The organism is Aeromonas sp. R10-2, assembly GCF_040908445.1.
In the GTDB taxonomy this organism is placed as follows: domain Bacteria; phylum Pseudomonadota; class Gammaproteobacteria; order Enterobacterales; family Aeromonadaceae; genus Aeromonas; species Aeromonas veronii.
In genome coordinates, this window is record NZ_JBFODS010000050.1 from 1 (window position 1) to 22671 (window position 22671).

The 22671-nt window shown below is 59.2% G+C and carries 21 protein-coding genes, 1 rRNA gene, 1 pseudogene and 1 riboswitch; of the genes and pseudogenes, 8 read left to right on the forward strand and 15 right to left on the reverse strand.

The window, feature by feature from the left end:
* Positions 1 to 379: 379 nt before the first annotated feature.
* The 9 genes and pseudogenes from AB5Y97_RS11230 to AB5Y97_RS11270 all read right to left on the reverse strand — a co-directional run bounded on the left by AB5Y97_RS11230 (position 380) and on the right by AB5Y97_RS11270 (position 6837).
* Positions 380 to 622: a helix-turn-helix domain-containing protein gene (locus tag AB5Y97_RS11230; RefSeq protein WP_368157904.1), complete on the reverse strand. Its 243-nt coding sequence runs from the start codon at positions 620 to 622 to the stop codon at positions 380 to 382.
* A 54-nt stretch (positions 623 to 676) separates the two neighbouring features.
* Positions 677 to 874 (reverse strand): annotated as a pseudogene (locus tag AB5Y97_RS11235) (50S ribosome-binding protein YggL); the annotation flags it as partial.
* A 76-nt stretch (positions 875 to 950) separates the two neighbouring features.
* A complete protein-coding gene (locus AB5Y97_RS11240) occupies positions 951 to 1583 on the reverse strand; it encodes a LysE family translocator (RefSeq protein WP_368157906.1) in 633 nt (210 codons plus the stop codon).
* A 104-nt stretch (positions 1584 to 1687) separates the two neighbouring features.
* Positions 1688 to 2182: an acetolactate synthase small subunit gene (ilvN, locus tag AB5Y97_RS11245; RefSeq protein WP_005311605.1), complete on the reverse strand. Its 495-nt coding sequence runs from the start codon at positions 2180 to 2182 to the stop codon at positions 1688 to 1690.
* Positions 2182 to 3900: an acetolactate synthase 3 large subunit gene (locus AB5Y97_RS11250; RefSeq protein ID WP_043823044.1), complete on the reverse strand. Its 1719-nt coding sequence runs from the start codon at positions 3898 to 3900 to the stop codon at positions 2182 to 2184. The genes ilvN and AB5Y97_RS11250 overlap by 1 nt, the downstream gene beginning before the upstream one ends.
* Before the next feature lie 390 nt (positions 3901 to 4290).
* On the reverse strand, positions 4291 to 4443 hold the full coding sequence (locus tag AB5Y97_RS11255; RefSeq protein WP_005339147.1) for a hypothetical protein: 153 nt from the start codon (positions 4441 to 4443) through the stop codon (positions 4291 to 4293).
* A gap of 37 nt (positions 4444 to 4480) precedes the next feature.
* The gene (locus AB5Y97_RS11260; protein ID WP_005349173.1) at positions 4481 to 5590 is read right to left on the reverse strand and encodes an MJ1255/VC2487 family glycosyltransferase; all 1110 of its coding nucleotides are present in this window, start codon (positions 5588 to 5590) and stop codon (positions 4481 to 4483) included.
* The gene (locus AB5Y97_RS11265; protein WP_368157908.1) at positions 5587 to 6090 is read right to left on the reverse strand and encodes a phosphatase PAP2 family protein; all 504 of its coding nucleotides are present in this window, start codon (positions 6088 to 6090) and stop codon (positions 5587 to 5589) included. Before AB5Y97_RS11265 ends, AB5Y97_RS11260 begins: the two co-directional genes overlap by 4 nt.
* 126 nt (positions 6091 to 6216) lie before the next feature.
* A complete protein-coding gene (locus AB5Y97_RS11270; RefSeq protein ID WP_005349170.1) occupies positions 6217 to 6837 on the reverse strand; it encodes a TetR/AcrR family transcriptional regulator in 621 nt (206 codons plus the stop codon).
* A 408-nt stretch (positions 6838 to 7245) separates the two neighbouring features.
* On the opposite strand from AB5Y97_RS11270, the gene leuA reads away from it, so the two are divergent.
* The 5 genes from leuA (at position 7246) to AB5Y97_RS11295 (ending at position 13116) form a co-directional block, all read left to right on the forward strand.
* A complete protein-coding gene (leuA, locus tag AB5Y97_RS11275) occupies positions 7246 to 8808 on the forward strand; it encodes a 2-isopropylmalate synthase (RefSeq protein WP_368157910.1) in 1563 nt (520 codons plus the stop codon).
* A 132-nt stretch (positions 8809 to 8940) separates the two neighbouring features.
* Positions 8941 to 10026 carry a 3-isopropylmalate dehydrogenase gene (gene leuB / locus AB5Y97_RS11280; protein WP_368157912.1) on the forward strand — a complete coding sequence of 362 codons (1086 nt, stop codon included), beginning with the start codon at positions 8941 to 8943 and terminating at the stop codon, positions 10024 to 10026.
* A gap of 33 nt (positions 10027 to 10059) precedes the next feature.
* Positions 10060 to 11457, forward strand: coding sequence for a 3-isopropylmalate dehydratase large subunit (gene leuC, locus AB5Y97_RS11285; RefSeq protein WP_368157914.1), 1398 nt, complete (start codon positions 10060 to 10062; stop codon positions 11455 to 11457).
* 12 nt (positions 11458 to 11469) lie between these two features.
* Positions 11470 to 12069, forward strand: coding sequence for a 3-isopropylmalate dehydratase small subunit (gene leuD / locus AB5Y97_RS11290; protein WP_129504700.1), 600 nt, complete (start codon positions 11470 to 11472; stop codon positions 12067 to 12069).
* 117 nt (positions 12070 to 12186) lie between these two features.
* Positions 12187 to 13116 (forward strand): transglutaminase domain-containing protein, encoded by a 930-nt coding sequence (locus AB5Y97_RS11295; RefSeq protein ID WP_201938497.1) that lies wholly within the window; start codon positions 12187 to 12189, stop codon positions 13114 to 13116.
* A 30-nt stretch (positions 13117 to 13146) separates the two neighbouring features.
* Here the strand turns inward: AB5Y97_RS11295 and AB5Y97_RS11300 are convergent, their stop codons facing one another.
* Complete coding sequence (locus AB5Y97_RS11300; RefSeq protein ID WP_005339160.1) at positions 13147 to 13437, reverse strand: PilZ domain-containing protein; 291 nt, start codon at positions 13435 to 13437, stop codon at positions 13147 to 13149.
* 89 nt (positions 13438 to 13526) lie between these two features.
* Positions 13527 to 13617: riboswitch (TPP riboswitch) on the forward strand.
* Between the two features lie 60 nt (positions 13618 to 13677).
* On the opposite strand from AB5Y97_RS11300, the gene thiB reads away from it, so the two are divergent.
* Genes thiB through thiQ form a run of 3 tightly spaced genes read left to right on the forward strand, consistent with a single transcriptional unit; the run spans position 13678 to position 16956 of the window.
* Positions 13678 to 14658 carry a thiamine ABC transporter substrate binding subunit gene (gene thiB, locus AB5Y97_RS11305; RefSeq protein WP_279503523.1) on the forward strand — a complete coding sequence of 327 codons (981 nt, stop codon included), beginning with the start codon at positions 13678 to 13680 and terminating at the stop codon, positions 14656 to 14658.
* Entirely contained in the window at positions 14655 to 16274 is a 1620-nt protein-coding gene (gene thiP, locus AB5Y97_RS11310) for a thiamine/thiamine pyrophosphate ABC transporter permease (RefSeq protein WP_368157917.1), read from the forward strand. The genes thiB and thiP overlap by 4 nt, the downstream gene beginning before the upstream one ends.
* Positions 16261 to 16956: a thiamine ABC transporter ATP-binding protein gene (gene thiQ / locus AB5Y97_RS11315; protein WP_368157918.1), complete on the forward strand. Its 696-nt coding sequence runs from the start codon at positions 16261 to 16263 to the stop codon at positions 16954 to 16956. Before thiP ends, thiQ begins: the two co-directional genes overlap by 14 nt.
* A 78-nt stretch (positions 16957 to 17034) precedes the next feature.
* Here the strand turns inward: thiQ and AB5Y97_RS11320 are convergent, their stop codons facing one another.
* The 5 genes from AB5Y97_RS11320 to rrf all read right to left on the reverse strand — a co-directional run bounded on the left by AB5Y97_RS11320 (position 17035) and on the right by rrf (position 22528).
* Positions 17035 to 18405 (reverse strand): PhoH family protein, encoded by a 1371-nt coding sequence (locus AB5Y97_RS11320; RefSeq protein ID WP_101531620.1) that lies wholly within the window; start codon positions 18403 to 18405, stop codon positions 17035 to 17037.
* Between the two features lie 220 nt (positions 18406 to 18625).
* Positions 18626 to 19309: an NrdJb gene (locus AB5Y97_RS11325; RefSeq protein WP_257691649.1), complete on the reverse strand. Its 684-nt coding sequence runs from the start codon at positions 19307 to 19309 to the stop codon at positions 18626 to 18628.
* Positions 19310 to 19319: 10 nt separating this feature from the next.
* Entirely contained in the window at positions 19320 to 21467 is a 2148-nt protein-coding gene (locus AB5Y97_RS11330; RefSeq protein WP_368157920.1) for an adenosylcobalamin-dependent ribonucleoside-diphosphate reductase, read from the reverse strand.
* 211 nt (positions 21468 to 21678) lie between these two features.
* Positions 21679 to 22131, reverse strand: a complete 453-nt coding sequence (locus tag AB5Y97_RS11335) for a pullulanase (RefSeq protein WP_005349109.1) — start codon at positions 22129 to 22131, stop codon at positions 21679 to 21681.
* Between the two features lie 282 nt (positions 22132 to 22413).
* Positions 22414 to 22528: ribosomal RNA gene (gene rrf / locus AB5Y97_RS11340) — 5S ribosomal RNA — on the reverse strand.
* Positions 22529 to 22671 lie beyond the last annotated feature (143 nt).

Here is a 22671-nt window from a genome sequence, read left to right on the forward strand (position 1 = left end):
CGCTGATAGATATCCGCCCCCTCTTGCTCCTGTTTGGCCAGCTTGGCCTGCAGCTTTTCGATGGCCTGCCACTGGCGATGAAAATAGGCAAGGGCTGGACTCTCGTGGCGTGGCTCGGCCGTTTTGCGCTTGGCCGAGGTTTTACTCTTGGTCAGTGACATGAAAACTCCAGATGAAAACGGGATAGTTGGCTACCGTGGCCACGGCAGATTATCAGAGGGAGGTTGTGGCGACTAGCTGGCCCACCCACTTGGTCGCTTCCCCAAAAGGGGGGACAAATAACGCCCCAAACATGGTGAACATCTGCAGCAAGATTGGCAAGGGATCGCAGACGGCTGATGACGCATTGAACCCCCCAGCAAGCCATTCACGCTGCCACCTAGTCGACCAGATGCCCGACCTGAATGTTGAGGATGCTAACCAGCCGGGTGACTTGCTGGTGGGTGAACGGGTACTCCGGTTGCTCCATGACCACCAGCTCACCCAGCGAAACCCCCACCCGCTCAGCCAACTCTGCCTGGCTCAGGCCACGGTAGCAGCGCCAGGCTGCCAGCAATGAAAGACCTTGCACAAATTGCAGCCCTATCACCTCGTTTGGAAAGTAGATCTCCTCATCGCTCATGGGCGTTTCCTTTTGATCGGAGCCTGATGACATCTGGGTGGACGGATCGATCACTTATTCCTCCCAGGGGCCGTACCAGAGGTCGCTCAGCGGGGCGAGGTGGTGCGCAGTGACCCAGGGTTGGATGGCTAGCTGGTAGGCGACCAGCTCACGGTCTGACTCGGTCAGAGAGCCGCCATCATATTGGCAGAGAACCCCTTCTATTTCGTTGCCCGTCACGTCTCCCCCGCCATAGAAGCCCCAGCCTTGTGATTCAACGTAATCGAGCTAGTCATCCAGGGCGTCGTCAAAACTCTTCTGTTGCAGGTTGGCGCTGAAGGGCCGCCAGTTAGCGGCTTGAAAAAGCCAGCTTGATCCCGAGTCCGACAAACAGGGTACCGATGCCCCGGTTGAGCCAGCGACCGAGACGCTGTGACAAGCGTACCTTGTGGCTGGCATAGACGGTGGTAAAGACCAGCAGGTGACACCAGATGATACCGCCCAGATTGAAGATGCAGCCGAGCAGGATAAAGGCGAACGCCTTGTCGGGGGCATCCGGTGTGATGAACTGGGGCACGAAGGCGAGGAAAAAGAGCGCGACTTTGGGGTTGAGCACATTGGTCAGCACACCCTGCCGGTAAATCTGGCTATAGGAGAGGGCGGGCAAGGTGATCCCTCTCTCCATGGAACCCGTTGCTTGCTGGCACAGCAGGGAGAACCCCAGATAGATGAGGTAGATGGCGCCAGCCAGCTTGATAAGGGCAAACAACTCGGCCGAGGCACTGAGCAGGGCCGACAGACCGAGGGCCGCAGCCAGCACATGCACCATGACACCTGTGCCGATGCCCAACGTCGCGACCGAACCGGCACGCCACCCTTGCGAGCCGCTGCGCAGCATAACCAGCAGGGAGTCGGGCCCCGGCATGATATTGAGCAGCAGCCCCGAGACCATAAACAGTGCAAGATCATGAATACCGAACATCACCCCTATCCTCGTAAAGCAAAACCAAACAAAGAGGGCTCCGCAGAGCCCTCTTTCCTTTCACTCTGCGGCAGCTGACACATCATCAGCTGCCCCGCCAGCCATCAGGGCCGCAGTGCCTTGTCCGCCCGGGAGATACCGCAGACGCCGGAGCGCACCACTTCGATGATCTCGTTGGTCTGGGCGGCAGTCTTGATAAAGGCATCCAGCTTCTCGCTGGTGCCCACCAGCTGTACCGTGTACTGCTCGGGGGTGACGTCGACAATCTGGCCACGGAAGATATCCGCCAGCCGTTTCAGCTCGTCACGGGCTCCACCGGCGGCGCGCGCCTTGACCAGCGCGATCTCCCGCTCGATATGCTCCCCTTCGCTCAAGTCGCACACCTTAAGCACATCCACCAGCTTGTGCAGCTGCTTCTGGATCTGTTCCAGTACCCGCTCGTCACCCATGGTGACTATGGTCATGCGTGACAGGGTGGGATCCTCAGTGGGCGCCACCGTCAGGGTCTCGATGTTGTAGCCGCGCTGGGAGAAGAGGCCCACCACGCGGCTCAGGGCGCCGGATTCGTTCTCCAGCAGAACGGAAATTATATGTCTCATCAGGTTCTCTCCGTCTTGCTCAGCCACATCTCATCCATGGCACCAAACTTGATCTGCATCGGATAGACGTGCTCATCAGGGTCGACCGAGATATCCATAAACACCAGCCGATCCTTCATGGCGAAGGCCTTCTCCATGGCGCTCTCCAGCTCCGCCGGATCACTCACCGCGATGCCGACATGGCCATAGGCTTCCGCCAGTTTGACGAAGTCCGGCAGGGACTCCATGTAGGAGTGGCTGTGACGGCCGCCGTAGAACATCTTCTGCCACTGCTTGACCATGCCCAGCGCACGGTTGTTGATGGAGATGATCTTGATGGGCACCCCGTATTGCATGCAGGTCGAGAGCTCCTGAATGTTCATCTGCACCGAGCCATCGCCGGTGACGCAGCAGACCACCGCATCCGGATTGGCAAACTGGGCCCCCATGGCGGCCGGAATGCCGAAGCCCATGGTGCCGAGGCCCCCTGAGTTGATCCACTGGCGCGGTTTGGCAAACGGGTAGTAGAGGGCAGCAAACATCTGGTGCTGGCCCACGTCGGAGGCAACGAACGCCTGACCCTGAGTTACCTTGTAGAGGGTCTCGATAACCTGTTGCGGCTTGATCTGGGTAGCCGACTTTTCGTAGGCCAGACAGTGACGGGAGCGCCACTGGTTGATCTGGCTCCACCAGTCCGCCAGCGCCTCCTTGTCGTTATCGAAGCCACACTCGCGGATCACTTCCAGCATCTGCTCCAGCACGGTTTCCACCGAGCCGACGATGGGCACATGGGCCTGCACCGTTTTGGAGATGGAGGTGGGGTCGATATCGATATGAACAACGGTCGCATTGGGGCAGAACTTGGCCACGTTGTTGGTGACGCGGTCATCGAAGCGGGCACCGACGGCGAAGATGAGATCCGCGTTGTGCATGGTTTTGTTGGCTTCGAAGGTGCCGTGCATCCCCAGCATGCCGATAAATTGCGGATGGACACCGGAGAAGGCCCCCAGCCCCATCAGGGTGGTGGTCACCGGCAGATTCAGCAGCTCCGCCAGCTTGGTCACCAGATGATCCGCATTGGCGTTGATGGCGCCGCCGCCCACGTACATCACCGGGCGCTGGGCATCCACCAGCAGCTTGGCTGCCCGCTTGATCTGCCCTTTATGGCCAGACTTGGTCGGGTTGTAGGAGCGCAGGGAGACCGTCTCGGGATACTGGTAGGGGAATTTTTCTTTCGGGTTCTGCACATCTTTGGGCAGATCCACCACCACCGGCCCCGGGCGGCCGCTGGCGGCAATGTAGTAGGCCTTCTTGATGGCCTCGGGAATATCGCTCGCCTTCTTGCACAGGAAACTGTGCTTCACCACCGGGCGGGAGATACCGATCATGTCGGTCTCCTGGAACGCATCCTCACCGATCATGCTGGTCGGCACCTGGCCGGAGAGGATCACCAGCGGAATGGAATCCATATAGGCGGTGGCAATACCGGTAATGCAGTTGGTCGCTCCCGGGCCTGACGTTACCAGCACTGTCCCCACCTTGCCGGTGGAACGGGCGTAACCGTCAGCCATGTGAACCGCGGCTTGCTCGTGCCGCACCAAGACATGCTCCATCTTGCCGTTTTCGAAGAGAGCGTCATAGATGTCGAGCACTGAGCCACCAGGGTAGCCGAAGACGTGCTCAACTCCCTGATCTTCCAGCGCTCTAACCACCATCTGGGCGCCTGATAACATCTCCATGATAAAGCCCTCCAGGCTTTGCTCCGTTTAGCGAATCCCGCCGACGATGCCGTGCTTCCCGGCACAGCCCGATCCGTTTCTTGTTGTTATCTGAATGCAGATCGGTCCAATTCAGCCCCGTCGACAGTAGAAAAAAAGGATTTTTCCGTCATTCACCCGAAAATAGGGTGAAAAACCAACTTAACCCGCTTCATAACGCTTGTCCACGGCTTTATCTGACCAGAACAGTCATACATTTCAACCGGCTATTAACATTCAATGACTTGCCGCAGCGGCCATGAGACAAAAGGGAAGGAAGTCGGAGAATGGCCAGCGGATCATTCCGCAGAGGGGAAAAACAGCCACAAAAAAGCCCACCGCTCAGCGATGGGCTTGATGCCGAATGATGACTCAGTTCTCCTGATCCGGCTCCGCCAACCAGATCTGCTGATCCGGATCGGTCTCTTCACTGACCGAAATGCTGACACCCATATCGAGCAACTCGTGCAGGGTGAGATTGTCAGCTAGGTTCATGACTTCGCCGTTTTCATTGGTAAAGCGCATTTGCTCCGTCCTCTCCTTGGTGGGATCGCCTTTCAGTCTAGTCAACAACGCTCACTTGCGATAACCAGCAACTGGATAAACAGTCGCCCCCATCCAGCTCGCTCAGGCGATCACTCACCTCCTCCGGAAACAGGGTGCGAGCCCAGAGCCGCCGCGACAGAGAGGCCACGCTCTCGTCAGCGCCCGCCGCCAGCCAGCGGGCCAGCTCCCCCGCCACATCGGGGTAGCAAACCGCCCCTGGCGAGGCGCTGTCGAGCCAGGTACGCACCAGATTGGCATCGAGCACATCCATCAGGGTCGCCAGCCCCATCATCTCGAGGGTCTTGCCGTTGGTCAGCTGCTCGAACTGGCCGCCGAGGGGTTTGACCAGCAGCTTCTTGCCGAGAGTGAGCGCCTCGGAAGCCAGCTCGAAGCCCGCGTTGGAGATGACGCCGCGACAACCGGCCAGCACGGCGATAAACCCGTGTCGCGACGGCGGCTCGAAGCGCAGATTGCGCCATTGGCTCGGGGTGCGAATGGCGGGGTGAAAGCAGACGAAGCGCTGCTGGCCAAAGCGCGACAACAGGGCAGCGATCGCCTCGGTCTGCTCGAACGGCAGATAGACCAAGATCTCGCCATTATCCGGCGCGGCGGCGATGGGGTCGATCACCGGTGGCAGCAAGGGGTGACCAAAGTGAAACCAGTGCAGCCCGAGCGGCTGATCCACAGGAGCAAAGTGGCGCATCAGCTGACGGCTGACCCCATCCTCCCCCCAGCGCGGAATGGGCCAGTTGAAGCTGGCCTGATGGCTGACGGTGAGGCTCGGCTTGCCATAGCGGCGGGCGGCATGGGCGGTCAACGGCTCAAAATCGCTCACCACCAGATCGTATTCGCTGCAATCGAGAGACCGCAGATCCCGCCAGAAGGTGAGCGGCGAGGCGGCTTGCAGGGTGCGCCACGGAGAAACTCGCCCCTCGTGACTGACAAAAGTGAGGCCGGGAAAGGCGCGGTAGGCGCCAAACTCTTCCATATCGAAGTAACGGTCGGCGGGGCGGCCGCTAAAGAGATAATCCACCTCGACCCCTGCCGTGCGCAACGCCCGGGCCAGAGTGCGACTGCGACTGATATGACCGTTGCCGGTGCCTTGCACCCCAAACAGTATCCTCATGAGTGGCTCCAGCCGAGCGCCAGCACGGCGCAACCGCCCCCCAGCAGGGCACCGGCCACCAAATCGCTCAGGTAGTGCACCCCGAGCAGCAACCGGGATGCCCCCACTAACGCCGCCCAGCCAAACAGCAGGGGCGCCCAGAGCGGAAAGCCGGTGGCCAAAATGGTGGCCATCAGAAAAGCGGCGGCGGTGTGGCCGGAAGGGAGGCTGTAGCGATCGGAAGGAGTGATAAAGACCGGCAAGCCGACCGGCCGTTGCCGTTTCAGGCTGTTTTTCAGCAGCAGATAGAGGGGCAGTTCGATGGCGAAGGCAAGTAGCGCCAGTCGCACCAGTTCCAGCTCTGCTTCCCCCTGCCACCAGAGCAGGGCGGCCAGCACGACGTAAAGCGGGCCATCACCGGTACGGGAAATGAGACGACTCACCCTCGCCTGCTGCCGGTTGTAGCCGTGAAGCAGGCAGACCCGGCACACCTGCAGGTCCCATTGCTGGATCTTGTTCATATCCCCTCCTTCCCTGAATTCTGCTTGCAGAGTAAGAAAGCGGGATGACGTTACGTTGAACAAGGGATAACAGATTTATGAAAAAAGGGCCGAATGGCCCTTTTTAATCTCGATGTTGCGGCAAAATCAGTGGCTGCCGCGCAGACCGGTCTCCATCAGACGGCAATTGTGGTCCGCCAGACGGGCCATGAAGTGCTCATCCACTTTCAGGCCAAACACCTGCTCGTAGAGATCTTTCATCACGAACGGCTGCCACATCATGCTGAGGAAGGAGATCTTCAGCATGTCGGGATCCAGGTTGTCACCCAGCTCACCGTTGGACTTCATGGTTTCCAGCAGGGCATCGAACTGCGGCAGCTGGCGTTCCAGCAGGCGGTTCAGCACAAAATCCCGGCCCGGGCTCTTCTCGGTCGACAATGCGCTGGAGATGGCAGAGGTCAGCTCGCTGTTGGGCGCCATCACCTGATAGTAGGTGTTGAGCAGCTCGTTGAGGCTGTGATTGCTGTGTTCATCTTGCCAGGCATGATCGAGGGGCTCGGCGACATCGCCCAGCACCGCTTTGTAAAGACCCTCTTTACTGCCGAAGTAGTAGTGGATCATTGCCAGATTGGAGCCAGCAAGCTCCGCGATTTCGCGTGTAGTCACCTTGCTATAGGGAGTATTGAGAAAACGCTCACGGGCGGCAGCAAGCAACTTGTCACGAATGTCAGAACGTCCGACCGGACGACCAGGTCTACGTTTTTCCATTTAACACCTCAGATAATTCAGCCAATGCTGATAAGCCGATCTGGTTGTGCAGAGAATAAAGCACAGCAGGAATGACCAGATAATCGGTCATGGGCCGAATATGGGACAAGGAAATTTGCAATCCTTTACAATCCGATTAAATACGTCAGCAGATTGCCCCTGACCTTCCGTGTTGACACAGCATAAAAATCTCGATATTGGTAAAAGCGTTATCGACTGGAAGGAATAACAACGTCATGCGTATCGCCACCCCGCTACTACTAATCTCCCTAATCGCGTTAACTCGCGCGGGATCCTTGTAGCCGGGCTAAGGCATAGCCGGAATTTACAAAAACCCGTGCACCCTGCACGGGTTTTTTTATGCCGCCGCAGGATGCACGTTACCGAACTTAGGAAGAGGGAAGTCACATGTCAGATCGGGTCATCATATTCGACACCACCTTGCGTGATGGTGAGCAGGCCCTGGCGGCCAGTTTGACAGTCAAGGAGAAGCTGCAGATCGCCCAGGCACTGGAGCGGCTCGGTGTCGACGTCATGGAGGTGGGCTTCCCGGTCTCTTCTCCCGGCGATTTTCAATCGGTGCAAACCATCGCCCGCCACATCAAGAACAGCCGGGTCTGCGCCCTCGCCCGCGCCCTGCCCAAGGATATCGACGCAGCCGGCGAAGCCTTGCGGATCGCCGAGGCGTTTCGCATCCACACCTTTATCTCCACCTCCTCCATCCATGTGGAGAGCAAGTTGAAAAAGAGCTTCGAAGATGTGCTGGAGATGGGGGTCAGCGCCATCAAGCACGCCTTGCGCTACACCGATGATGTGGAGTTCTCCTGCGAGGATGCGGGCCGCACGCCGATCGATAATCTCTGCCGCATGGTGGAGGCCGCCATCAAGGCGGGGGCCCGCACCATCAATATCCCCGATACCGTGGGCTACACGGTACCGACCGAGTTCTCCGGCATCATCCACACCCTGTTCAACCGGGTACCCAACATCGACAAGGCGATCATCTCGGTCCACTGCCACGACGATCTGGGGCTCTCGGTGGCCAACTCCATCGGCGCGGTGCAGATGGGGGCCCGCCAGATCGAGTGCACCATCAACGGCATCGGCGAACGGGCGGGCAACTGCTCGCTGGAAGAGGTGGCGATGATCCTCAAAACCCGCGCCGACCTGCTCGGGGTGCAAACCAATATCCGCCACAACGAAATTCATCGCACCAGTACGCTGGTCAGCCAGCTCTGCAACATGCCGGTGCAGCCCAACAAGGCGATCGTCGGGGCCAACGCTTTCTCCCATAGCTCCGGCATCCATCAGGATGGGGTGCTCAAGGCGAAAAATACCTACGAAATCATCACTCCCGAGAGCATCGGCCTGACCCAGAACAACCTCAACATGACCTCCCGATCCGGCCGCCACGTCATCAAGCACCGGATGGAGTCCATGGGGTATGCCGAGAGCAGCTACGACCTCGACCACCTCTACGGCAAGTTCCTGACCCTGGCCGACAAGAAGGGGCAGGTATTCGACTACGACCTCGAAGCGCTGGCCTTCTTCAGCCAGATCCACGAAGAGCCGGAGCACTTCAAGCTGGAGTACCTCGGGGTCCAGAGCGGCAGCTCGGTGCTGGCCACCGCCTCGGTCAAATTGAAGGTGGGACAGGATCTGATCTGCGAAGCGGCGACCGGCAATGGCCCGGTGGATGCGGTCTACCAGTGCATCAACCGCATCACCGGCTATGAGATCCGCATCGACAAATATGCCCTCAAGAGCAAGGGAGAAGGGGAAGATGCCCTCGGTCAGGTCGATATCGTCGCCGAGTACAAGGGGCGCAAATTCCACGGCATGGGGCTGGCCACCGACATCATCGAATCCTCGGCCCACGCCCTGCTACATGTAATCAACAGCATCTGGCGCGCCGATCAGGTGGCCGAGCAGATGGAACGCAATAACAGCATCAAATCAGAAACCGTCTGAGCCGAACTGGGTACCAAACAGACGGAATGGAATGACAACATCAGGACGGGGAACGTCTGAACCGGTAACCACGCGCAGCGTCGGGGAAACCGGACAGAGGGATCTCAAAGACAATATCAGGATGGAGAGTGTATGAGCAGTTATCGGATCGCAGTATTGCCGGGTGACGGCATTGGCCCGGAAGTGATGGCCGAAGCCGTCAAGGTGCTGGAGAAGGTGCAGGCCAAATTCGGCCTCGCCTTCGAGTATGATCACCATGACGTGGGCGGCATCGCCATCGACAACCACGGTACCCCGCTGCCGCAAAGCACTATCGCGGCTTGTGAAGCGGCCGATGCCGTGCTGTTTGGCTCGGTCGGTGGCCCGAAATGGGAACATCTGCCGCCCAACGATCAGCCTGAGCGTGGTGCCCTGCTGCCCCTGCGTGCCCACTTCAAACTGTTCTGCAACCTGCGCCCGGCCCGCATCTACACCGGTCTGGAACAGTTCTCCCCGCTGCGTGCCGACATCTCCGATCGCGGCTTCGACATCGCCTGCGTGCGCGAGCTGACCGGCGGCATCTACTTCGGCCAGCCCAAGGGGCGCGAGGGAGAAGGGGCGAACGAGAAGGCGTTCGACACAGAGGTGTACCATCGCTTCGAGATTGAGCGCATCGCCAAGATTGCCTTTGAGTCGGCGCGTGTGCGCCGTGGCAAGGTCACCTCCATCGACAAGGCCAACGTGCTCGCCTCTTCCATTCTGTGGCGCGAGGTGGTGACGCAAGTTGCCAAGGATTATCCCGATGTCGAACTGAACCATATGTATATCGACAACGCCACTATGCAGCTCATCAAGGATCCATCCCAGTTCGATGTGCTGCTCTGCTCCAACCTGTTTGGTGACATCCTCTCCGACGAGTGCGCCATGATCACCGGTTCCATGGGGCTGCTCCCCTCCGCCAGCCTCAACGAATCGGGTTTCGGCCTGTTCGAACCGGCCGGTGGCTCGGCGCCGGACATCGCCGGCAAGGGCATTGCCAACCCCATCGCCCAGATCCTCTCCGCCGCCCTGATGCTGCGTTACAGCTTAGGGATGGAGGCTGCCGCCCAGGCCATTGAGCAGGCCGTGGCCCAGACCCTGGCCGAGGGTTACTTCACCGCCGACCTGCATCAGGCCAGCGCCCGCCATCCGGTGCAGAGCACGTCCGAGATGGGTAGCCAGATCGCCGCCCGGATCTGAGCCGCATAACAGAGAACAAGGAAGAGAGAAGCAATGGCCAAGACCCTCTATCAGAAAGTATTCGACGCCCACGTGGTACGGGAAGTGGAAGGGGAGACCCCCCTCATCTACATCGACCGCCATCTGGTACATGAAGTGACCAGCCCGCAGGCATTTGACGGCCTGCGCGCCATGAACCGCCAGCTGCGCCGCCCAGACCTGACCTGGGCCACCATGGATCACAACGTCTCCACCACCACCAAGGACATCGCCGCCTCCGGCGAGATGGCCCGCATCCAGATGGAGACGTTGGCCGACAACTGCAAGGAGTTCGGGGTTCGCCTCTACGATCTCAACCACAAATATCAGGGGATCGTCCATGTGATGGGCCCCGAGCTCGGCATCACCTTGCCCGGCACAACCATCGTCTGCGGCGACTCCCACACCGCCACCCACGGTGCCTTCGGCTCGCTGGCGTTCGGCATCGGCACTTCCGAAGTGGAACATGTGATGGCCACCCAGACCCTGAAACAGGGCCGCACCAAGACCATGCGCATTTCGGTCAACGGCAAGCTGGCCGAGGGCATCAGTGCCAAGGACGTGGTACTGGCCATTATCGGCAAGGTCGGCCACGCCGGTGGTACCGGCTACGTGGTGGAGTTCGCTGGCGATGCCATTGCGAGCCTCTCCATGGAAGGGCGGATGACGGTCTGCAACATGGCCATCGAGCTGGGCGCCAAGGCGGGCATGATTGCCCCCGACCAGACCACCATCGACTACATCCGTGGCAAGGAGTTCGCCCCCAAAGGCGAGGCGCTGGAGCAGGCCATCGCCTACTGGCAGAGCCTCAAGAGCGATGAAGGTGCCCGTTTCGATGCCGAAGTGGTGCTCGATGCCGCCGATATCGCCCCGCAGGTCACCTGGGGGACCAACCCGGGCCAGGTGATTGCCGTCAACGAGCCTATTCCGGCGCCGGAATCCTTCAGCGATCTGATGGAACAGCAATCCGCCCGCAAGGCACTCGCCTATATGGACTTGCAACCGGGCCAGAAGCTCTCAGACGTTGCCATCGACAAGGTGTTTATCGGGTCGTGCACCAACAGCCGCATCGAGGATCTGCGTGCGGCCGCCGCCATCGCTCGCGGTCGCAAGGTAGCCGCTGGCGTGCAGGCGCTGGTGGTGCCGGGCTCCGAGCAGGTGAAGGCGCAGGCCGAAGCCGAGGGGCTGGACAAGATCTTCATCGAGGCCGGTTTTGAGTGGCGCCTGCCGGGCTGCTCCATGTGTCTGGCGATGAACAACGACCGGCTGCAACCGGGAGAGCGCTGCGCCTCCACCAGCAACCGCAACTTCGAAGGGCGTCAGGGCCGCGCCGGCCGCACCCATCTGGTCAGCCCGGCCATGGCCGCCGCCGCCGCCGTCACCGGCCGCTTCGCCGACATTCGCGCACTGTAAGAGGACATTTCGATGACAGGATTCAAACAGCATAAAGGGATCGTCGTCCCCCTCGACAGCGCCAACGTCGACACCGACGCCATCATTCCCAAACAGTTTTTGCAGAAGGTAAACCGCATCGGTTTTGGCAAGCACCTGTTCCACGACTGGCGCTTTCTGGACGATGCCGGCCAGCAGCCCAACCCCGAGTTCGTACTGAACCAGCCGCAATTTGCCGGTGCCAGCATTCTGCTGGCCCGGGAGAACTTCGGCTGCGGATCGAGTCGCGAGCACGCCCCCTGGGCGCTGGCGGACTACGGCTTCAAGACCATCATTGCCCCGAGCTTTGCCGACATTTTCTACGGCAACGCCATCAACAACGGCATGGTACCGGTACGCCTGAAGGAGGAGGAGGTCGACGCCCTGTTCCAGCTGGTGGCCGCCAAACCGGGCATCGAGATCGAGGTGGATCTGGAAGACAATCAGGTACGTGCAGGTAGCCTCTGCTTCGGTTTCGAGATCGATGAATTCCGCCGTTACTGTCTGCTCAACGGCTTGGATGCCATCGGCCTGACTCTGCAGCACGAGGCCGCCATCAGCGCTTTTGAGGCGAAGCAGCCGAGCTGGATTTAACGCGCCAGTTGCAAAAAAACGAGTAGAATCAACAGGGAGCTTCGGCTCCCTATTTTACTGTCCGCTACGCTTCCCACTTTGGGCCACCGGAACTGGCCCGTGCCACAGGAAAGGATGATGAAGAGACCGACGGCAATTCCTCTGCTCTGTGCCCTGCTGCTTGCCCTGCCTGCGGGGGCCAGCCAAACCAGCTTCAACAACAGCCTCGGCCAGATCAGCGTCGGCTGGCAGGATAGCGAAGGTAAACCCCAACAGCTCACCTACCGGCTCGAACAGAGCAAATTGCCGCCCCTTATCGCCTATCGCCCGGCGAGAATGCAGGAGGAGGTATTGCAAGTGTTGCTGCGGGAGGTGCGCCAGAACTACCCCGAGGTGCAGTTCACCCTCGCCCGTCCCTCGCTGGAGCTGCATCTGAAAAGCCGCAATCAGGACAAGGCGCGCGAGGCGATGGCCTTTCTGCAGTCCAAGCGGAGCAAAGAGGAGCAGGCGTGGCTGACCAAACACTACTTCCAGTACTTCAACACCCCGGACGGGCAGCTGGCGGTGAAGCAGGATCATGTGCGCATCGCGCTGGAGAGTCGCAGCGGGCTGGCTCCGCTGGCGGATCAACTCAAACAGCAGGGCAGTACCGAAACGGAAGCGCGCCAGAAAACCGTGGCCCACATGCTCACCTTTATCCAGAGCATCCCCTATCAGCAGCTCGATAGCCTGAACGGCAGGCAGGGCAAGGGCTTCCTCCCGCCCCGTCAGGTGCTGGAGCAGAACCGGGGTGATTGCGACAGCAAGGTAACCCTGATGGCCGCCATGCTGGCCCAGCTCTTTCCCGAGCTGAAACAGGCCATGGTGTTCGTCCCCGGCCATGCCCTGCTGGCTGTTGACCTACCCGCCAAGCCGGGGGATGTGACCCTCAACTGGCAGGGGCAGAACTACCTGCTGCTCGAACCTACCGGTCCCGCCACCTTGCCTGCGGGCCAAATAGCATCGACCAGCAAAACGCTGGTCGATAGCAAGCAGTTGAGTGTGCAGCCGGTTCAGGAGAAAGGTTAATCCCCTCCCTCTGCCGATGGGGAGAGAGGATTAACCCTGAGGCAGAAACTCTACCGCCAGCAGCAACCCGCTCTCCTCCTCCAGCACCCGGATAATACGGGCATGGGCTTCAAAGGGAGGCAACAGGTTGTTGTTGGTGGCAAGACTGATCCGGATGGGCTGATTGATGTCGAGCTGGTGTTCAGAGACCGCAATCCCCATGCCGTTGGCACTGAGATCCCGGCAGATCCCCTCCAGCACCAGCTGCTGCTGATAGACGGTGACCGGAGCATTGATGACCATGCGCGCAAAGGCACGCCTTTCCTTGGTATTGGTAAGCACGCGAACATCCTCTGTTGGGTGGGCGTCATCTCATGGGTATTGCACAATTGTGCTGGTCTACCCAAAAGAACGTTAATACAATGCGGTTCGTTTCTCAAACGGGGTGCGGTTTACCGCTGAGATTATACCCGTGTACCTGATCCAGATAATGCTGGCGGAGGAATTTGAGGCATGGCGCTCATTTTTTGCGCCCTCACCCGCTGGCACCTCGTTATTAACAAGTAATAGGGAGTGCCACCCATGAAGACCCTGCTGCTGGTCACCACCGGCCTGCTGTCGGCCAATGTGTTCGCCGCCAACACCCTCACAGTCTACACCTACAGCTCCTTCACTGCCGAGTGGGGTCCGGGGCCCAAGATCAAACAGGCCTTCGAGAAAGAGTGCGACTGCACCCTCAATCTGGTTCCCCTCGAAGATGGGGTCGCCATCCTCAACCGGCTGCGGCTGGAGGGCAACCACAGCAAGGCCGATCTGGTGCTGGGGCTTGACGATGCCCTCATCAGCGAAGCCAAACAGAGCGGCCTGTTCGCCCCCCATCCCGCCAAGCTGGATGGCATCAAGGTGCCGGGTGGCTGGCAGGATGACACCTTCGTCCCCTACGACTACGGCTACTTCGCCTTCGTCTATGACAAAGACAAACTCAAGCAGCCGCCCAAGAGCCTGAAAGAGCTGGTAGAGCGCCCCGACCTCAAGGTGATCTATCAGGATCCCCGCACCTCCACCCCGGGGCAGGGGCTGATGCTGTGGATGAAGTCTGTCTACGGCGACAAGGCGCCTGCCGCCTGGGCCGAGCTTGCCAAAAAGACGGTCACCGTCACCAAGGGGTGGTCAGAGGCCTATGGCATGTTCCTCGATGGCGAAGCGGACATGGTGCTCTCCTACACCACCTCTCCGGCCTATCACCTGATTGCCGAGAACAAGCCCCAGTATCAGGCCGCCGCCTTCGAAGAGGGTCACTACCGTCAAGTAGAAGTGGCTGCCAAGCTGAAGAGTGCCAAACAGGAGAAGCTGGCTGACCAGTTCCTGCAATTTATGGTGAGCCCCGCCTTCCAGCAGGAAATCCCGACCGGCAACTGGATGTATCCCGTTATCGACACACCGCTGCCCAAGGGCTTCGAGCAGATGATCACCGTAGCCAAGCCACTCGCCTTCAGCAGCGATGAGGTGGCCGCCAATCGCAAAGGGTGGATCCGCGAGTGGCTGCAAGCCGTCACCCAGTGAGCCGTTATCTGAAACCACAGGCTCGTCCCCTCTGGTGGTTGCCGGGCAGTGCAGCTACCCTGTTGATCCTGCTGTTATCCCTCGGGCCGCTGATGGCCCTGTTGTGGCAGGCCGGTTCACTGGCCCCCCGCACCCTGCTCGCAGATCCTTATCTGCGCCATGTGCTGGGCTTCAGTCTGGGGCAGGCACTGCTCTCCACCCTGCTAAGCCTGGGGCTGGCCATTCCGGTGGCCCGCGCGCTGGCACGGCGCCGTTTTATTGGCCGAACCCTGCTGATCAAGCTATTTGGTCTCTCGCTGGTGCTGCCGGTCATCATCGCCATCTTCGGCATAGTAGCGGTACACGGCAAACAGGGGTGGCTGCCGCAACTGTTGCGCTCACTGGGGCTGGATCCCGGCAACTATCTCTACGGCCTGTTCGGTATCCTGCTGGCCCACGTCTTCTTCAATATGCCGCTGGCGGCCCGCCTGATGCTGCAGAGCATAGAGAGCATCCCCGAATCGAGCTGGCGCCTCGCCAGCCAGCTCGGCATGCGCTCATCCCATATCTTCCGGCTGCTGGAGTGGCCGCTTATTCGCGGCATATTGCCGGGGCTGGCCAGCCTCATCTTTATGCTCTGCTTCACCAGCTTCACCACCGTACTGGCGCTGGGGGGCGGGCCGAAATCGACCACCCTGGAGGTGGCTGTCTATCAGGCGCTGCGCTTTGACTTCGATCTCGCCACCGCGGGCGGATTGGCGCTGGTGCAGCTCATCCTGACCGCCGCCCTGCTCGCCCTGCAGCACAAGCTGCAGAGCCCCCCGGCTAGTCGGGTGACACCCCGTCGCCCCTGCCTGCGGCCGGATCGCCATCAGCCGGGCGCGGCCGTGGTGGATCTCCTCTCGCTCTGTATCGGGCTCACCATCTTTCTGCCACCGCTGCTGGCTATCGTGGTGGCCGGCCTCCACCCCGGCCTGCTGACGGCGCTCACTTCCGCCAAACTGTGGCAGGCGAGCGGCCAGTCGCTGCTGATTGCACTGGCGGCAGGCACGCTGGCGACCCTGCTCGGCAGCGGCCTGCTGCTCACCAGCCGTCACCTCAAGGTACGCACCCGCCAGCGGCGGGCTGCCGCCCTGTGGGAGGCCTGCGGCTTGATAATCCTGATGATGCCGGCTGTGGTGCTCTCCACCGGTCTCTTTATCCTGTTTATGCCCTTTGCCGACGTGTTCGCCCTCGGCCCCTGGCTGGTGGTACTGGTCAACGCCCTGATGGCGCTGCCCTATGTGATGCGCACCCTCTCCGCCCCCATGCAGCTGGTGGTACGCCAATACGACCGGCTGGCAGACAGTTTGGGGGTACGCGGCCTGCATCGCCTGCGGCTGGTGGAGTGGCCACTGCTGCGCCGCCCGCTGGCACTGGCGATGGCGCTGTCGATGATCCTCTCGCTGGGGGATCTCGGCGCCATCGCCATGTTTGGCAGTCAGGAGCTCACCACCCTGCCCTGGCTGCTCTACCAGCAGCTTGGCAGCTATCGATTGACCGAGGCAGCCGCCACCGCTCTGCTGCTGCTTACGCTCTGTTTCTCCCTGTTCTGGCTGGTGGAGCGGGGTCTTGGAGGAAAACATGCTGAACATTGATACGCTGGTGACCAGCTACCCCGACTGGCGCGTCAGCTTCAGCGCGACCCTGCCCAAGGGAGAGATCACCGCACTGATCGGCCCAAGCGGCGCAGGTAAATCGACCCTGCTCGGGATGATCGCCGGATTCGTGCCGGTGGAGTCGGGCCGCCTCAGCTTCGATGGCGAAGATCTGCTGCCACTGGGCCCCGCCGAGCGACCAGTCACCACCCTGTTTCAGGATCACAACCTGTTCCTCCATCTGTCGGTGTTCGACAATATCGCCATCGGCTTACACCCGGGCCTGCTCCTCAGTGCCGCCCAACGGGCACAGGTGATCGATGCAGCCGAGCGGGTTGGTCTTGGCGAGATGCTAAACCGCCTGCCGGAGCAGCTCTCCGGCGGCCAGCAGCAGCGAGTCGGGCTGGCTCGCGCGCTGGTGCGCGGCAAACCGCTACTGCTGCTGGATGAGCCCTTCTCTGCCCTCGATCCCGCACTGCGCCGGGAGATGCTGGCCGAAGTGGCGAGGCTAGCCTGCGAACAGGGCATTACCGTACTGATGGTCTCCCACAATCCGGAAGATGCTCAGCTGATTGCCGATCAGGTGCTCTTTGTCGACGAGGGGCGCATCGCCCTGCAAGGCAAGCCGGATATTCTGCAAAACAGCGACCACCCGGGGCTGCTGCGCTACCTGGGTCAATAGCCCTTGACCCAAGACTGCGCCGGGATCAAAAAGGGAGGCCGATTGGCCTCCCTTTGTATATGGAAATATTCAGTTTAATCAGAGGTTTTCCTCGGCGAACGAAGCCAGTCGGCTGCGCACCACGCCATTGAGGAAAATGTTGGCACTGCCGTCAAAATCCTTGAAACGCTCGACGATGTAGGTGAGACCCGAGGTCACAGGGCTCAGATAGTTGGAGTCGATCTGGGCCAGGTTACCGGAGCAGACGATCTTGGTACCCTCGCCGCAGCGGGTGATGATGGTCTTGATCTGGGACGCGGTCAGGTTCTGGCACTCATCCAGCAGCACGAAGGTGTTCTGGATGCTGCGCCCGCGCATGAAGTTGACCGATTTGAACTGGATGTTGGCCTTTTCCATGATGTAGCTGAGCGAGCCGCTCATGTTCTCGTCCTGCTTGTGCAGCACCTCCAGGGTGTCGGTCACCGCCGCCAGCCAGGGCATCATCTTCTCCTCTTCGGTGCCGGGCAGGAAGCCGATGCTCTCGGCAATTTCCGGGGTATTCCGGGTGACGATCACCTTCTCGTAGATCCCCTTCTCAATCACCAACTCCAGCGCAGCAGCCATGGCCAGCAAGGTCTTGCCGCAACCCGCCGGGCCGGTCAGGATCACCAGATCGATGTGCGGATCGAGCAGTGCATCCAGCGCCATCCCCTGATAGACGTTCTTGGGATGTACCCCCCACGCCTTGCGGGACATCAGCCGCTCGCGGCCCAGATCCTTGATGCGGATCTTGTTGCTATCGTGGCTGAGTACCCGGGCGGCGAAGAAATTCTCTTCATCCACCAGATACTGGTTTACATGAACCCCTTCCAGCAGATTGGCATCGATCACATGGATGGTGTCGCGGCCATGGGTCTCGCTCTCGCACTCGCCAACCCGCTCCCAGAAGCTGCCGGGCACCACCTGAAAGCCTTTGGCCAGCAGGCGGATATCATCGATCAACTGGTCGCTGCGATAATCTTCAACGTGAGCAAGTCCGGCCCCCTTGGCCTTGAGGCGCATGTTGATATCTTTGGTGACCAGCACCACCTGACGCTTCAACTCATGCTTTTGCAGATAGAGGGCCGCGTTGATGATGCGGTTGTCGGCCTCCTTGTCGGTAAACACCTCGGCATCCTGCGGCAGATGGTGATCGCTGAAGATGCAGATATTGCCGCTCGCTTCGCCAGCCAGCGGCACGCCCTGGGTGATCTGATCCGGGGTTGCATCGCGGAACACATCTTCCAGCGCACGAATAGCCACCCGCGCGTCGCGGCTGACATCCTTGTTGCGATCCTTGATGTTATCGAGCTCTTCCAGCACCGTCATGGGGATGAGCACGTCGTGCTCTTTGAAGGAGTAGATAGCGAGGGGTTCGTGAAGCAGAACGTTGGTATCCAGGATAAACAGCTTTCGGTCCGTATTGTCCATAAGCATCCTCCTTGGCACTGAAGGGCCACGTGTGTGAATCTCAGATGTCATTGAAACCACACGGCCGTGACAGTTTTATTACCCTCAACGCTACGCCCGATTTTACTATCGCGCAACAAATCACTTGGCCGCCTGATTTGATTGCGCATAAAAACAGCAATAAAAAGACCGGCACTGTGGCCGGTCTTTTTTCTATCATTCAACTACTTGGGCATGTCTGTCAGCCGCACTTGGAGTCGCCACAGTTGAGGCAGGTCATGCAGCCATCCTTCAGCACCAGCGCCTTGGTGTGGCACTTGTAGCAGAGCGCCGCATTGGCCGGGAAACCACTGCCCGCCTGTTGCTCTTCGGCGTCCTGAGCCGCCTTCAGCTCGGCCTGCTTCTCGGCCAGAAACGCCTGCTGATGCTCGTCCAGCCCGGTTGCCTTGAGCATGCCGATCTCGGTGAGATGGCTCTCGATCACGTTGCCAATTTCGGCGATCAGCGATGGCACATACTTGCCCTTGTTCCAGTAGCCACCTTTGGGATCAAACACCGAGCGCAGCTCCTCCACCAGGAAGGTGACATCCCCACCCTTGCGGAATACCGCCGAGATGATGCGGGTCAGCGCCACGATCCACTGGTAGTGTTCCAGGCTCTTGGAGTTGATGAAAATCTCGAACGGACGGCGAGTTTCGTGAACCGTGCCCTCGTTGAGAATGATGTCGTTGATGGTGATGAACAGTGAGTGCTCGGAGACATGCTCCGGCGTCTTCAGCTTGTAGGTGGTGCCCATCAGTCGCTCCGGGCGCAGCACGGTTTCGTGCATGTGCACCACGTCATCCTGCGCAGAGAGATCTTCTTGTGGCTCATCCTTGGTACGCACCTTGTAGGCGACGATTTTCTTGTCGATCTTCTTGACCATAATGTCGTTCTCAGAATTTACCGTAATAGCCTTCTTTCAAGGCGTCGTAGAGGTTGGCGGCCGTATGCAGCTCGCCATCGTATTCGATCTCTTCGTTCCCCTTGACGGAGATGACGGAGCCATCCTCCAGGGTGAAATCGTACAGGGTGTTCTCCAGATCCTTCTCCTTCACCAGCACGCCCTGGAAGGCCTCCGGATTGAAGCGGAAGGTGGTGCAGCCCTTGAGGCCAGAGTCCGAGGCATACATGTAGATGTCCTTGAACTGCTCGAACGGGAAATCGGTTGGCACGTTGGCAGTCTTGGAGATGGATGAGTCAATCCAGCGCTGGGCCGCCGCCTGAATGTCCACATGCTGCGCCGGGGTGATGTCATCAGCAGTAATGAAGTAGTCCGGCAGACGACTCGCCTCATCATCGGCATAGGGCATGGCGGCCGGATTCACCAGCTCGCGATAGGCCAGCAGCTCGAAGGAGTAGACATCCACGCTCTCCTTGCTCTTCTTGCCCGGCTTGATGACGTTGCGGCTGTAGTGGTGGGCAAAGCTCGGCTCGATGCCGTTGCTGGCGTTGTTGGCCAGTGACAGGGAGATAGTGCCGGTCGGCGCAATACTGCTGTGGTGGGTGAAACGCCCACCCACTTCCGCCAGCTCGGCGACCAACGCAGGATCTACCTCGGCAACCTGCTGCATATAGCGGCTATAACGCGCATGCAGCACCTTGCCCTTCACCTTGTCACCCACCTTGATGCCATCAGCCGCCATTTCCGGGCGCAGACGCAGCATCTTGCCGGTTACTTCGAACTCCTGCTCCATGATGGGGGCAGAGCCCTTCTCCTTGGCTAGACGCAGGGACTCCTGCCAGCCGGTCATCGCCAGCTCCTGGGATACCTGCTCGGTAAAGGCCACGGATGCCGCAGAGCCGTACTTGATCTGCAGCATGGTGAGGGTCGAACCAAGCCCCAGGAAGCCCATGCCATGCCGGCGCTTGGCAGTGATCTCCTCGCGCTGTTTGGCCAGCGGCAGTTGGTTGATCTCCACCACGTTGTCGAGCATGCGAGTAAAGATGGCCACCACCTTGCGAAACGCCTGCCAATCGAACGCCGCGTTTTCAGTAAAAGGGTCGCGCACAAACTTGGTCAGATTGACCGAGCCCAGCAGACAAGCACCGTAGGGCGGCAACGGCTGCTCACCACAGGGGTTGGTCGCGCGGATCTCTTCACAGAACCAGTTGTTGTTCATCTGGTTGACCTTGTCGATCAGGATGAAGCCGGGCTCTGCATAGTCATAGGTGGAGGTCATGATGACATTCCACAGCTTGCGGGCTGGCATGGTCTTGTAGACCTTGCAGGCGACCTGCCCCAGCTCGTTAAAGACAACCCCCTCTTTGTTGGGCCAGTCGGCCCATAGCACCTGAGCAGGATCGTCCAGCGCAATGCCATCCTGCTCTACCTCTTTGGCGGTGTAGGGGAAGATCAGCGACCAGGGAGCATCCTCTTTCACCGCCTTGACGAAATCTTCGGTGATGAGCAGAGAGAGGTTGAACTGGCGCAGACGGCCATCTTCGCGCTTGGCCTGAATAAACTCGATCACATCGGGATGACGGATATCCATGGTGCCCATCTGGGCGCCACGACGGCCACCGGCTGACGAGACGGTGAAACACATCTTGTCATAGATATCCATAAAGGAGAGCGGGCCGGAAGTGTAGGCACCGGCACCGGAGACAAAGGCACTGCGCGGGCGCAGGGTCGAGAAGTCATAGCCGATACCGCACCCGGCTTTCAGGGTCAGACCGGCCTCGTGCACCTTGCCGAGGATATCGTCCATCGAATCTTCGATGGTGCCGGAAACAGTACAGTTGATGGTTGAAGTCGCAGGCTTGTGCTCAAACGCCCCGGCGTTGGAGGTGATGCGGCCCGCCGGAATGGCCCCATTGCGCAGCGCCCACAGGAACGGCTCATACCAGGCCTGCGGTTCCAGCTCCTGCTCTGCCAGCGCACGGGCTACCCGCTGGTAAGTCTCATCGATAGAGCTGTCGATGGGAGTGCCATCCTTGCTCTTGAGGCGATACTTGCTATCCCAGATCTCGAGGGACGTTTCCTGCATGGGGATAAGGCGGGAGCCAAGCTCACTCTCCAGCACCGGGTTCGATTTAGCCATTTTCAATCAACCTTATGTGAATGCATCGACATCATGACAACAGCATAAAACACAACTAATGGTGCCATCTAAAATTAATGGCACAACATATAGTACATCTGATGCCATAAGGGCGCCGATTCTAACCTAAAAAAATGCCCCGGCCAGCAGATTTCTGGGCCAGGGCACTTAACTGATTAATTTGCTGAGAGATTTAACACTCAGAGATAGATCAGGGCTTCTTGACGTAAACGGTCGGTGTTTCACCCGCCATATTCAGATAGAACTCGTAGACGCCATCAGCATCTGGTGAGAACTTCATGTCCTCATACTTGGAGCATGGGTTGACCGGCACCGCCTCACCACCCAACACGGCAACACCATCACTCGGGCTCTTATAGCCAAAGTTGGTACCGCAGCTCCAGCCTGAATCAGCAAACTTGAACTTGTAGGGGGCCCACTCTTTCTTGAGGGTGCCTTTGGCCATATAGAGCTTGTCGGCCACCTTGACTACCTTGCTTTCATCAGTCGCCATCCAGTCGTTCATCTCCCCGCGCAGGTAGATGGACTTGCCACCGAAGTCGCTGTTGTCTGCCCCCGCCTGCTCTGCACCACCATTGGATGCGCAACCGCCTAATACCAGGGTTCCCGCCGCCAGCATCATCGTTACTGTTCTTTTGAACATGGGTCTATTCCTTAAATTATTGTGATTCCTTGGTCCATTCATGTGGACTGAAGAATTAAACCAGAGCAGGCATCACAAGAAAGGTAGAGGCATCACATTCTGTACTTTTTGTATCCAACACATTGAACTGGTGAGCAAATATCGAACAGAAAAAGAGGTCTTTTTAGGGCTTTAGAAGGGTAATCAATGAATGACAAGAAGGGGAAAGTCTAATATCCGGCGACGTGCTGAATTGCAGGCAATAAAAAACCCCGCTCGATGAGCGGGGTTCTTAAATTGGGTGCCTGGCAGTGTCCTACTCTCGCATGGCGAATGCCACACTACCATCGGCGCTACCGCGTTTCACTTCTGAGTTCGGCATGGGTTCAGGTGGTTCCACGGCGCTATGGCCGCCAGGCAAATTCTTCAATCTGAGAAAGCTGATGTAAGTAATTCGTTCGTATTTGCTACAAGCCTTAGAACACTTCTTGGGTGTTGTATGGTTAAGCCTCACGGGTAATTAGTATGGGTTAGCTCAACACGTCGCCGCGCTTACACACC

What these genes read in the sequence shown, in the direction of transcription:
- AB5Y97_RS11240 (WP_368157906.1), bottom strand. Translation starts at nt 1,583, where the DNA reads ATGTTCGGTATTCATGATCTTGCACTGTTTATGGTCTCGGGGCTGCTG.
- leuC (WP_368157914.1), top strand. Translation starts at nt 10,060, where the DNA reads ATGGCCAAGACCCTCTATCAGAAAGTATTCGACGCCCACGTGGTACGG.
- ilvN (WP_005311605.1), bottom strand. Translation starts at nt 2,182, where the DNA reads ATGAGACATATAATTTCCGTTCTGCTGGAGAACGAATCCGGCGCCCTG.
- AB5Y97_RS11270 (WP_005349170.1), bottom strand. Translation starts at nt 6,837, where the DNA reads ATGGAAAAACGTAGACCTGGTCGTCCGGTCGGACGTTCTGACATTCGT.
- leuD (WP_129504700.1), top strand. Translation starts at nt 11,470, where the DNA reads ATGACAGGATTCAAACAGCATAAAGGGATCGTCGTCCCCCTCGACAGC.
- AB5Y97_RS11255 (WP_005339147.1), bottom strand. Translation starts at nt 4,443, where the DNA reads ATGCGCTTTACCAATGAAAACGGCGAAGTCATGAACCTAGCTGACAAT.
- AB5Y97_RS11265 (WP_368157908.1), bottom strand. Translation starts at nt 6,090, where the DNA reads ATGAACAAGATCCAGCAATGGGACCTGCAGGTGTGCCGGGTCTGCCTG.
- AB5Y97_RS11325 (WP_257691649.1), bottom strand. Translation starts at nt 19,309, where the DNA reads ATGGTCAAGAAGATCGACAAGAAAATCGTCGCCTACAAGGTGCGTACC.
- AB5Y97_RS11230 (WP_368157904.1), bottom strand. Translation starts at nt 622, where the DNA reads ATGAGCGATGAGGAGATCTACTTTCCAAACGAGGTGATAGGGCTGCAA.
- leuB (WP_368157912.1), top strand. Translation starts at nt 8,941, where the DNA reads ATGAGCAGTTATCGGATCGCAGTATTGCCGGGTGACGGCATTGGCCCG.
- leuA (WP_368157910.1), top strand. Translation starts at nt 7,246, where the DNA reads ATGTCAGATCGGGTCATCATATTCGACACCACCTTGCGTGATGGTGAG.
- AB5Y97_RS11320 (WP_101531620.1), bottom strand. Translation starts at nt 18,405, where the DNA reads ATGGACAATACGGACCGAAAGCTGTTTATCCTGGATACCAACGTTCTG.
- AB5Y97_RS11260 (WP_005349173.1), bottom strand. Translation starts at nt 5,590, where the DNA reads ATGAGGATACTGTTTGGGGTGCAAGGCACCGGCAACGGTCATATCAGT.
- thiB (WP_279503523.1), top strand. Translation starts at nt 13,678, where the DNA reads ATGAAGACCCTGCTGCTGGTCACCACCGGCCTGCTGTCGGCCAATGTG.
- thiQ (WP_368157918.1), top strand. Translation starts at nt 16,261, where the DNA reads ATGCTGAACATTGATACGCTGGTGACCAGCTACCCCGACTGGCGCGTC.
- AB5Y97_RS11250 (WP_043823044.1), bottom strand. Translation starts at nt 3,900, where the DNA reads ATGGAGATGTTATCAGGCGCCCAGATGGTGGTTAGAGCGCTGGAAGAT.
- AB5Y97_RS11335 (WP_005349109.1), bottom strand. Translation starts at nt 22,131, where the DNA reads ATGTTCAAAAGAACAGTAACGATGATGCTGGCGGCGGGAACCCTGGTA.
- AB5Y97_RS11330 (WP_368157920.1), bottom strand. Translation starts at nt 21,467, where the DNA reads ATGGCTAAATCGAACCCGGTGCTGGAGAGTGAGCTTGGCTCCCGCCTT.
- AB5Y97_RS11295 (WP_201938497.1), top strand. Translation starts at nt 12,187, where the DNA reads ATGAAGAGACCGACGGCAATTCCTCTGCTCTGTGCCCTGCTGCTTGCC.